This window comes from Nitrosomonas sp. Nm34, from assembly GCF_900113925.1.
Taxonomy (GTDB): Bacteria; Pseudomonadota; Gammaproteobacteria; order Burkholderiales; family Nitrosomonadaceae; genus Nitrosomonas.
Genome location: NZ_FORD01000077.1, coordinates 1 through 9,731, shown reverse-complemented (window position 1 = coordinate 9,731; position 9,731 = coordinate 1). Strand labels below are relative to the sequence as shown.

Below are 9,731 nucleotides of genomic sequence, written 5' to 3'. Positions count from 1 at the left end.
TATTGGAAATTTTTCAAGAAGAAAATCCTGTATGGGCGCTACTATGAAACTTTTTCACTTTTCAAAAGTGCTTGCCAAGCTTTTTTTACAGCAACCGATCATTACGAAGCAGAATTACGCACATTATTAACTGATAATTTCCAAACCATTGGCAGCACCTGAGTGCCGAAATTTCATGTGCGATGGGTATATCTTGCAACAATTCCACCAAGCGGTAGTAGCTCAACAACCCTGGAAAATAACCCCGCTGATACCTCAACACGTCATTCAAGTGATAGTGCTTAAACGTCCGGTAGCCGGATAGATGAAACTCCACCATGATGGTCATGACTTCGCTTAGACACAGCTCTCCTCGTCGATAACGCCGTTTTAGCGATGACTCCGACAAGCACTGCTCTCACTGTGGCTCAAACCCTTTCCAAAAATCGTCAATTGCACAAAAAGTCACTTCTATAGTATCCATCGCAATCTGATCCCTCTAATGATGAAATTCTTTTTGAAGATCCTTTCATCATAAGGAATTCAGATTCCCTTTGCTGCTTTTCTTATCCCGAACTCACGTTAAATAATGAAAATAATATAGCCATGTTTTATGAGAAAAAGGATTATCGTAAGAAAAGCGAGCGGGATAGATCAATTAGTATCGGGACGGGAATGATTGAGAGCAGCTAAAATAGCAGAGGAGTTAAGATCGGCGCAAACAGCAAAGTCTTTGGACATTCTTTAGATACACGTGCAGTATACGCACGCGCTACTATTGAGTTTCTCCCTGCGAGGAAGAGGCATTTTCCACGAATTAGAATTAGCATGTTATCAGCGTGCATCTGCGGCACAACGAAATCCGACGTCGTCGGCGCGATTATCCGGATTAGCGTACATGCGCCGCGCCGCAGTGATATACGATGCCGAATCGAACCAACCGCCGCCACGGATCACTTTGTCGGTACCTGATTTTGGCCCTTTGGGATTGCGCCGCTCGCTCAATGAAAAACTCTCTACAAACCAATCATTGACCCATTCTGAGACATTACCGGCGAGGTCTTGAACGCCGAAAATGCTCGCGCCTTTGGGATGGGTGCCGACAGCGGCAACACCGTTTTGGTATGCCAGTCGCTCATATGGAAGACCGAAACGCGCGCGATCTGGCGTGGGTTCATCGTTTCCCCACGGATATATTCGCTCATCGCTGCCGCGCGCTGCCTTCTCCCATTCAGCATCAGTCAATAATCGTTTTCCTGCCCAATGGCAGTAGGCCTCAGCATCGTACCAATCGACACCGACCACTGGTAGATCGCCGTTGCGAGCAACCTCGCCATTCGGCCAGTCTTCCGGAGCACGCATATTTCCTGTCGCCTTTAGAAAATTTGCGTAGCGCGCCAACGTCACTTCAAATACATCAATATAAAACGCATTGAGGAAGATTTCCCGTCGCGGCGATGGATCGTCATTTCCCATGACAAACATTCCCGCGGGAACCAGTACAGTGGGCGCGCCATCATTGCCGATAAATCCCCGTTTGGTAAAAAATTTTTGCCCATAAAACAGTCCGATCGAAAACGCCGCCACAAGCGTCACACCCGTGACAATCTGTTTGACGCGACGACGGCGCCATGTGCGTGCAATCCGGGCGACTTCGGCCGCGACGCTTGCCGCAACATTGCCGTTGGGCTGGAGCAATGTGACGGATTTAAGTGCGGTGGGTATTAAAGCGAAATCGATCGCATCTGGCACAATAGGCAAAACTCTTATGCCGCACTTCTGCGCGATCTCGAGTTCCGTCAATGTATAGCTGCCAGCATCAATTGCTTTGATGGTAAGCAGAAAGATGAATAAGTGCGAAGCTTCGATCGCTGTACGAATGTGATTGTGAAATTCCTCGCCCGCAGGTAAATCAGTGCGGTCAAAAAATACCGTGTGTCCTTGGTCGCGCAACGCATGATATATTGCCCGAGCCTGTTCGCGATCTTCTGAGGCGTAGCTGAAAAAGATTTTCACTGCTGATAAGCCAATTTGTGCGCGCAAGCGATCTTTTGACGAACTGTAGCAATCTAGATGTTTTTCGAATAAGGCATAATTGCGTATATGAACAAAAATGCCTTTTATGAGAGCCGAATGTACCAAGAAACAGTTTGGTCGTCAACCTGACCGGAAAGTCATCCAGAATTCATAAAATTTGCCTTTGATCAGAGTAAAATATTGTGGTTCTGACCCATTTTTCACCCTTCACGCAAAATTAATTAATATCATTTTTGCTACGAATTAGAGAAATTTAAATTCAATAACTTAATAAAGGAGACTAGAAAGAGCAGTATCAGTGAAACGATTTAAAGCTGAAGGAAGAGTAAATCTGTCACCCGAGATTGATGTGCTGATGACAAATGGTAAAATATTGCCGGAAACCTAACTCGGCGTCTGACACTCACCTTGGCACACGCATCAGCGCATTTGATAGATATCATTATTTATAACGATGTGTTAAGGTGATTCCCGAAAAAGGCTATTCCCCATTGAGGTAGAATTGGGCTCCCACTTGTTTAACCCCTGAGCTTGACTATGCTGTTCGCCTCTGCCCCGACTGCTGCGCCCCTGAGTACGTCCCAAATCGAAGACCTGAGACTGGCGAGTTCGAAAAGCTCGGAGCGGAACGCCGCTCCTTTCAGGCGGAGATGACGTTGAAATATTGCCGCGGCAGTCCCCGCCAGGCAGAGCGGGTGTTTGACTGGCATCGCGACACGATTGAACTCGGGCTGAATGAACAGCGCACGGGCGTGATTTGCCTGGGGGCGCAAGCAGCGTACTGCGGAAACCGCCTCTGGGAGGAGAAGCACCCCGATGGGCGCAGGCCCTCCGGGCATTGGCGGAATCGCATTGTCAGCAAGACCCGACCTTCCGTACGGCGCTATCGTATACCCGGCTGACCGTGGCGGCGGCGTTGGATCGGTTACGTGCCCAAGGTTTTCCGGAGGATGGCCTGCCATCGCCCAGCACGATGGCCAAGGTGCTGAACCGGAATGGCTACCGCCTGCGCAAGGTGGTCAAGGCCAAACCCCAAAAACTCCCGGAAACGGATGCCATCTTTGCCAATATCGCGGACAAGGACGGAAAGCCCATAGCGGACCCAGCGTATTTGGAAGGTGGGCAGGTCATGCGCCTGGGCATCGAGTGCAAGGCCACTGTGAAGATCGGGGCATACTCACGGAGTGGGAAAACCCGCGCTGACATCCAGGTCGACGATCACGATAGGGGCTGCGAGGAAAAGCAGGTTCCGTTTGGGATCGTGGAAGAGGATAGTGGGCAGTTGCCTCTGACGTTTGGAAGCGCCTTCAAGACCAGTGGCTTCATCGTGGATGGTTTGGAGGACGGGTGGCAGGCCATTCCCAGGGAAAAGCAGGCCGTGATGACGCACATCCAACTCAAAGTGGACAATGGTCGGGAAAGCAGCAGGGTGCGCACCCGGTTCCTCAAGCGCATGGTGGAGTTCGCTGATGCGACCGGCAAAATTATCCAACTGCTGTACTATCCACCATACCACAGCAAGTACAGTCCCATCGAACGAGGTTGGGAAATTTGGGAACAGCATTGGGATGGAGCCCAACGGGTGGATACCGCAACCATGCTGGCATGGGCGAAAAGCATGATCTGGAGAGGTAGCCACCCGATGGTAAAATTGAGCCGCAGGCTCTACCAGAAAGGCGTTTCTCTATCCAGGAAAGCCATGCGGGAGATCGAAGCCAGATTGGAGCGCAATCCGCTTTTGCCCAAATGGGACATTCTGATTCGGCCAGCCTGATGGGGATGTTTATTTTCGGAAATCGCCTAAGCATAGATGATCCCCTCCCCCCCCCTACCTCATACCAGTGATACTCGGATTAACAGTTGCAGATTACCTTAAGAAAAATAAATTTAAAGGGACATCTCTACCAACCGAGACCATCAATTATGTATAGTATACTATGATATATATAGGATATTCCTTTAGTAATCTGACTGTAGAGGTACGTAATTAGTCTGATTGAACTGATCTTATTCTTAGAATTATTTCATCATACTTAGCTAAATAATTGAAATTTTTTGGTATGCCACTTGGTGGGTAATCTAAATCATGTCCTACTTCGTCCAGATGATCTGCAAGCCAAGGCTCTCCAATAGCTTCACCATGCATAGCGGAAGATAAGGCTACTGCACCGTCATTATCTTCTTGAGTGACCATTTGAATGTATGTGTGAGTTAATGATAAGTCATAACTGGTTTTATTCAAACTTCCACCCCGTCCAATCCCGGCAACCCAAAAATAACTTACATTTGGATTATCTTCATATTCTTGATTGAAAATACGCATTGCAACTGTAGTCAGGTCGTGTATTCCGTCTTTTGTTATTCCTAATTCAGAGAGAGATTCCATAAACTCATCTACATTAAACCAAAGCTTCAAGAGCTCGACCAAAGGATTAAAGCCGAGGAAGAATAAATCTGCTAATGGTGATCCTTTATGTGGAGTTCCGATAGTAGTTAAGGAGGTGATCAAATTGGCGATATTATCAGGGTTCGCTGGCGATAGAATAAAACGGCCATCTAATCCACCCATGCTATGAGCGATAATATGAATTGGAGCTTTGGGATTAAAAAAGGGGTATTCATCAGGATTTTTAATTGCATTAATTATTTGTTGTCTTAATTGATTGCCTCGTTCTCTAATGCTACCTATTGGGCTTACATTCGTAACTAATACTTTGGCATCGTAATGATTTTTAAAATATTCCTCAACACCATTAAAATAATTATCGGAACCGACTGTGCGTAATCCAAAAAATCCATGCGCCAGAACAACATTTATATCTCCATTCCTATTTTCCACAGATCCTCTGCTTGCTAATACAAGATTAGGTATAAAAATTAAACAAAATACTAATATCGTAGAAGCACAATTCTTTTTCATTTATTCAAACTTGATCTCTTATTAAACATAAAAGGAGGGTAACGCTCATTTACCGACTCACCACCCGATCATTAAGCATAAGATAAGCTTAATTATCTTGTTGAAGAACTTCAAACATCTTCTTTGGAGAATCTAAAATCTCAGCATTTCAAATAGGAATCCATGCAATTAAATTGAAGATTTTCTTGACATTATGGAGTAATCCACATCGCTTTTTAAAAAGCATCTTGCATTAATCAAAACTGCAGAAATAAAGAGTAAAAAATATAATCTATTGATTATAAATTATATTTTTATGTGTTTAAAATTTAACCGATCTAAAAAAGATTATTACAAATAGCCATCTTAGCAACAGTATTTGCAAATTACCCACAAAGTTATCCACAGAAATTGTGGACAAGTAATAATTTGATTTAAATAATTTACAGAAACCATATAAACTATAATAATTTATATGGAAATCTGCCCATCTCTATTTTGGTAATAGTTACCATCTTAAATGTGGATTAAGAACTAACTCGAAAAAAATTCCAGAAAAACAGAGCCACAGCTAGTTTTCCGAATATAGCCTAACCAGTTAAGAATGATTCAGAATGTATAGGATCTGAAGAGCATCTCAACGGTCTGGTTTTGTTGTTTACGCAGTGCTTTGGCCTGTGCCCATGTATGTTCAATGGGATTAAGATCAGGAGAATAAGCAGGTAAGTATTCAAGGGTGTGCCCAGCGTTTTGTATAGCATCGCGCGTATCCTGCCTCTGATGGAACGTGGCATTGTCCATCACAACGACGGCATGTGACGGCAATTCAGGCAACAGGTCCTGCATTGCCCATTCGTGAAATACATCAGCGCTGATATTGACTGCAAACAGGCTGACGGTGAGCAATAGCTTTCCGATCAGGGTGTCGATCGCGTTGATACGACCTGGCGCATGCCAGTCATGGGTGCCATGGCATCTCTGGCCAGCAGGTGCATAACCGTGCGTGCGCGGCGCATCCTGTGCAAATCCACTTTCATCAATGTAGACAATGGCCCGGCCTGCAGCTTCATAGGCAGCGATCTTCTCCTGGAAGATGCGCCGTTCGTTTGCGTCTGCTTTGGGATGCTTCAGAGTTTTTTTATAGGTGATGCCAAGCTTTTTGAGCGCCAGAAAAATAGCGTTCTGCGCTACACCCAAACGTTTTGCCCGCTCGTACTGATAAGCATCAGGATAATCTCGAATATCCTGCCGCAATACCTCAAGATCAATCTTGCGTTGACGAAACCCTTGAGGTTTACGATGGATGTTCTTAACCCAGCGCGCACGCTAGCTACGCCAACATCAAACCGGGCCGCCACCTCGGCTATCGTAAGTCCTTCTTTCTTTCGGACAGACAGGACTTTACGGCGGAAATCTAATGAATATGCCATTTTTACATTATAATCAAAATTATCTGGTTATGCTATATATACACCATCAGCCCGTTATAAGAACGAACTTGACTTATACCTTCAATGTCTGTTTTTTCTTCAATCTAGGCAAATAATGCTTCAATCGGTTGCCGCACGCGAGCAACTGCTGTAGATAACCATTGATCCTGTGATTCCAGGTGGTGCTGCCCTGTTTGTTTTTTAACCGGCGTCAACACGGTCAGATTTTGAGCTTGCCTGACCTTTGCGGCATCGGGCTGTTGATAAGCTTTATCGCCACACAATCCATTGCTGTGCAATTGTGGCCGAATATGATCAAATCGATGTGTACGCACAGATCGGCAATGAACCTGGCAGCACCTTATGATAACGTGAGTTCGACATAAGAAAAGCTGTAAAAGCAACCTGAATTCCTTATGATGAAGTGATTTGGGAAAAGAATTTCATCATGAGAGGAGTCAGATTCCCATGGATACTTCAACAGTTTTTGTGCGAGTGACGAATTTTGTAAAGAGTTTGAGCCGAGATGGGAGCAGCACTTATTAGAGTCGTCGCTGAAACGGTGTCGGCGGCAAGGAGCGCTGTGTCTAAGCGAAGTCATGATCATCATGGTGGGGGGGTTCATCTATCCGGTTATCAGACATTAAGCACTGTTACCTGAATGACGTATTGAGGTATCAGCGGGGTTATTTTCCAGGGTGAGTGAGTTACTACCGCTTGGTGGAGTTGTTGCAAGATAGCTTGATTCCCTTATGTGGTTTTCTGGCCAGCCGTTTTGGATGTTGCAGTGGGATCAGCTTCATTGATTCGACCAGGATCAGTGTGTGCCACAATCGCCGCATTGGGTCAAATAAAGTAATGCCAGAGTTTGCTGCCCGGGGAAAGACCAGCATGGGTTGGTTTTATGGATTCAAACTGCACCTGGTCATCAATGACCAGGGGGAATTGCTGAAAGTACAAAATCACGGCGGGCAATGTGGATGACCGTGACTCGGTACCCGAGTTGACGCGCTCCTTATTTGGAAAGCTCTTTGGTGACCGGGGCTACATTTCGCAGTCACTCTTTGAGCAACTTCGGCAGCAAGGCGTGCAGCTGGTAACCAAGGTACGCAAGAACATGAAAAACAAGCTGCGGCCGTTGTTTGGCAAGCTGCTGTTACGTAAACGCTCCATCATTGAGACCGTCAATGACCCATTGAAGAATATCTCGCAAATCGAGCATTCCCGCCATCGCAGCCCGGTTAACTTCTTTGTTAATCTGATAGCCGGACTGGTGGCTTACACCTTTCGCGAGAAGAAACCCTCGCTTAATATCAGACTCCCTCAAGCTCTTCCAATCGTGATGTGATGATTCTTATGTCGAACTCACGTTAAATTATGTTTTATTGTTCTGCGCTTACGCTCCACCTCTTGCTGCCATAACATGTCACCGATTCGGCGGATATTTCTGCTGACAATGGCTAATGCAACATAACGTTTAAATCCTTCGATGCCATGGTCTGGGCATTTGTCTAGACCATGCACCTCCCGCACATTGATGGCCGACTCTACCGCTGAGTGGGCAAGCCGGGCTTGAACAAATGCCTCAGTTTTTTCTACCGGTTGCCGCTTTTTGGATAGTCTGCCTTTTTTAGGGAGCGTAACCTGGTCGAGCTGCTGGGTCAATTCAGCCTGATTGGCAGGTGAATGAAAGCCTTTATCGAAGCTGCAGGCGTTGAGGGTGGCAAAGCGTTTCTTCGCTTCCGTAATCATGGTTACCGCAATCTGATCATCGGTTTGTTTTTCTATTACGTGATGATGCAAGATGAATTGATATTGGTCTTTAGACATGCACACTTTGACACCCAGCTCAACAGGCACGCCGGCTTTACCTTTGCTAATCCATTCGGTGCGTGGCTCAAAAATAGGAAATACTTTTTCTGCGTGAGGAATGGTTTCGCCTTTGATGACACGACGTTCGATTTGATCAATTTGGCGCTGGGCGTGTTGGAGGTAGCCTTCAATTTCAAGCTGCTGCAGCTGCTCGCCAAGAGCAGTGGCGAGCAGCCTGGTTAAGGTAGTCTGGATTTTGTCCAAGTGGCGTTGCGCCTGGTCAATATAGGCCTGATGCGCTTGAATCATTTGTGCGTGGATTTTATTCCGGTGAGCTTCCGTTTTAGCTTTGCTGCGCTTATTGTTCTGCGCATGATGCATCAGTCGTTTTAATTGGCGCAGGTTGTAGCGATATTGCCGCCAATCGCTTAATTGCTGACTTTCGCACCAGCGCGCCGTCAGCGTAATTGCTTGGCACATAGCATCCCCCAATAAGTTGATGTCGGTTGGGAAATGCACATCGGTTTCAACCACAAAGGAGTCACACCACCCACGCAAGACGCTTTCGCCCTTTTTACGAGAGCATGCCCCCCCCAACTTTGTGGTTATTTTGCTTAAAAATGCGCCAAAACCAGCTAATAACGTCACTTAGACTCAATTTTTTAGAAATCTTCATCTCCAAAATTAAGTGCAACTCATTGTTTCCACTAGAGATAGAGGGTTTTTGGGCTGACACTATGTTAGTTGGCGCACAGAAGCACAGTTATATCAGCATTACAATATAATTAACTACATATAGATTAATACGTGTAGCCTTAGTACGCGAACCAATACTGGTGCATTTTATCGAAGTTCGATGAATAAGCATTAAGCAGTAGAAACTCAATTCAAACTTAAAAAGGAGCTGCAAATGAACTGGGATCAAATACAAGGTAACTGGAGACAATTCAAAGGTAAAATCAAAGAACAATGGGGTCAACTCACCGACGATGATTGCGACACGATCGATGGACAACGCGATCAGTTGATTGGCAGAATTCAGAAATCATATGGAATCAGTAAGGAAGAAGCGGAAAAGCAAGTTGGCGAATGGGAAAGAAATCTTCATTAATGATTAAGTAGCGTCCTCCTCTTGCATGAAGCAGAGCAGTATGTTGTGAAAGCGACATACTGCGCAATCAATTTTTATTGTTAGCCAAACGAGATCTGTGAGTAAAGGAAATCTAAACAATAAATCCCTCCATCCTCCAGTTGTAGAAGTGATCAATACAGTCTATGTCATCACAACGAGGGCACAGCAGAAGGAGGATCCAGATGACTGGGAACAGCACCTGGAAGTGTTTCGTACACCCCCCCTGGAAACAGTTTGTAAGAAATTATCCGAGTGAACCAGGGCAATCACGCTTAAATTATCCCAATAACCCGGAGTAAATACTCATTATCCCATCCGGCTTTTAAACGCTTGGTCTTGATGCCAGCTTCGGCCTTGATCAGATTCAGGGCGATATGCGGGATAACAGCCAGATTCGCAGCACTATGCCCCTTGCGAGTCCGATTGCTGTCTTCATCAAAGG

General features: G+C 45.7%; 10 protein-coding genes and 1 pseudogene. 4 read left to right on the top strand and 7 right to left on the bottom strand.

The window, feature by feature from the left end; genetic code table 11:
* Positions 1 to 85: 85 nt before the first annotated feature.
* Both BM283_RS18390 and BM283_RS16015 read right to left on the bottom strand, forming a co-directional pair.
* Complete coding sequence (locus BM283_RS18390; RefSeq protein WP_139225314.1) at positions 86 to 388, bottom strand: hypothetical protein; 303 nt, start codon at positions 386 to 388, stop codon at positions 86 to 88.
* Positions 389 to 813: 425 nt separating this feature from the next.
* Entirely contained in the window at positions 814 to 2,022 is a 1,209-nt protein-coding gene (locus BM283_RS16015; protein WP_175492191.1) for an SUMF1/EgtB/PvdO family nonheme iron enzyme, read from the bottom strand.
* 751 nt (positions 2,023 to 2,773) lie between these two features.
* Between BM283_RS16015 and BM283_RS16010 the strand changes: the two genes are divergently transcribed.
* Positions 2,774 to 3,790 carry an ISAzo13-like element transposase-related protein gene (locus BM283_RS16010; protein WP_368086448.1) on the top strand — a complete coding sequence of 339 codons (1,017 nt, stop codon included), beginning with the start codon at positions 2,774 to 2,776 and terminating at the stop codon, positions 3,788 to 3,790.
* A gap of 213 nt (positions 3,791 to 4,003) precedes the next feature.
* On the opposite strand, the gene BM283_RS16005 is transcribed toward BM283_RS16010, so the two are convergent.
* The 4 genes from BM283_RS16005 to BM283_RS15990 all read right to left on the bottom strand — a co-directional run bounded on the left by BM283_RS16005 (position 4,004) and on the right by BM283_RS15990 (position 6,680).
* Positions 4,004 to 4,936, bottom strand: coding sequence for an esterase/lipase family protein (locus tag BM283_RS16005; RefSeq protein WP_139225313.1), 933 nt, complete (start codon positions 4,934 to 4,936; stop codon positions 4,004 to 4,006).
* A 588-nt stretch (positions 4,937 to 5,524) separates the two neighbouring features.
* Positions 5,525 to 6,169: an IS630 family transposase gene (locus BM283_RS16000; protein WP_254776410.1), complete on the bottom strand. Its 645-nt coding sequence runs from the start codon at positions 6,167 to 6,169 to the stop codon at positions 5,525 to 5,527.
* Entirely contained in the window at positions 6,103 to 6,345 is a 243-nt protein-coding gene (locus BM283_RS15995) for a helix-turn-helix domain-containing protein (protein WP_139225311.1), read from the bottom strand. The genes BM283_RS16000 and BM283_RS15995 overlap by 67 nt, the downstream gene beginning before the upstream one ends.
* Positions 6,346 to 6,449: 104 nt before the next feature.
* Positions 6,450 to 6,680, bottom strand: coding sequence for a hypothetical protein (locus tag BM283_RS15990; RefSeq protein ID WP_090694881.1), 231 nt, complete (start codon positions 6,678 to 6,680; stop codon positions 6,450 to 6,452).
* 150 nt (positions 6,681 to 6,830) lie between these two features.
* Here BM283_RS15990 and BM283_RS15985 point away from each other — a divergent pair.
* Positions 6,831 to 7,693 (top strand): annotated as a pseudogene (locus tag BM283_RS15985) (IS982 family transposase); the annotation flags it as partial.
* Between the two features lie 17 nt (positions 7,694 to 7,710).
* On the opposite strand, the gene BM283_RS15980 reads toward BM283_RS15985, so the two are convergent.
* Positions 7,711 to 8,766, bottom strand: a complete 1,056-nt coding sequence (locus tag BM283_RS15980; RefSeq protein WP_302848305.1) for an ISNCY family transposase — start codon at positions 8,764 to 8,766, stop codon at positions 7,711 to 7,713.
* A 301-nt stretch (positions 8,767 to 9,067) separates the two neighbouring features.
* Between BM283_RS15980 and BM283_RS15975 the strand changes: the two genes are divergently transcribed.
* Positions 9,068 to 9,268 (top strand): CsbD family protein, encoded by a 201-nt coding sequence (locus BM283_RS15975; protein ID WP_046851697.1) that lies wholly within the window; start codon positions 9,068 to 9,070, stop codon positions 9,266 to 9,268.
* Between the two features lie 97 nt (positions 9,269 to 9,365).
* On the top strand, positions 9,366 to 9,545 hold the full coding sequence (locus tag BM283_RS18385; RefSeq protein ID WP_139225310.1) for a hypothetical protein: 180 nt from the start codon (positions 9,366 to 9,368) through the stop codon (positions 9,543 to 9,545).
* The last annotated feature ends 186 nt before the right edge of the window (positions 9,546 to 9,731 follow it).

Bases quoted from the DNA above. Each gene is read 5' to 3' on its own strand.
- BM283_RS16005 (WP_139225313.1), bottom strand. From the start codon at position 4,936: ATGAAAAAGAATTGTGCTTCTACGATATTAGTATTTTGTTTAATTTTT.
- BM283_RS15995 (WP_139225311.1), bottom strand. From the start codon at position 6,345: ATGGCATATTCATTAGATTTCCGCCGTAAAGTCCTGTCTGTCCGAAAG.
- BM283_RS15975 (WP_046851697.1), top strand. From the start codon at position 9,068: ATGAACTGGGATCAAATACAAGGTAACTGGAGACAATTCAAAGGTAAA.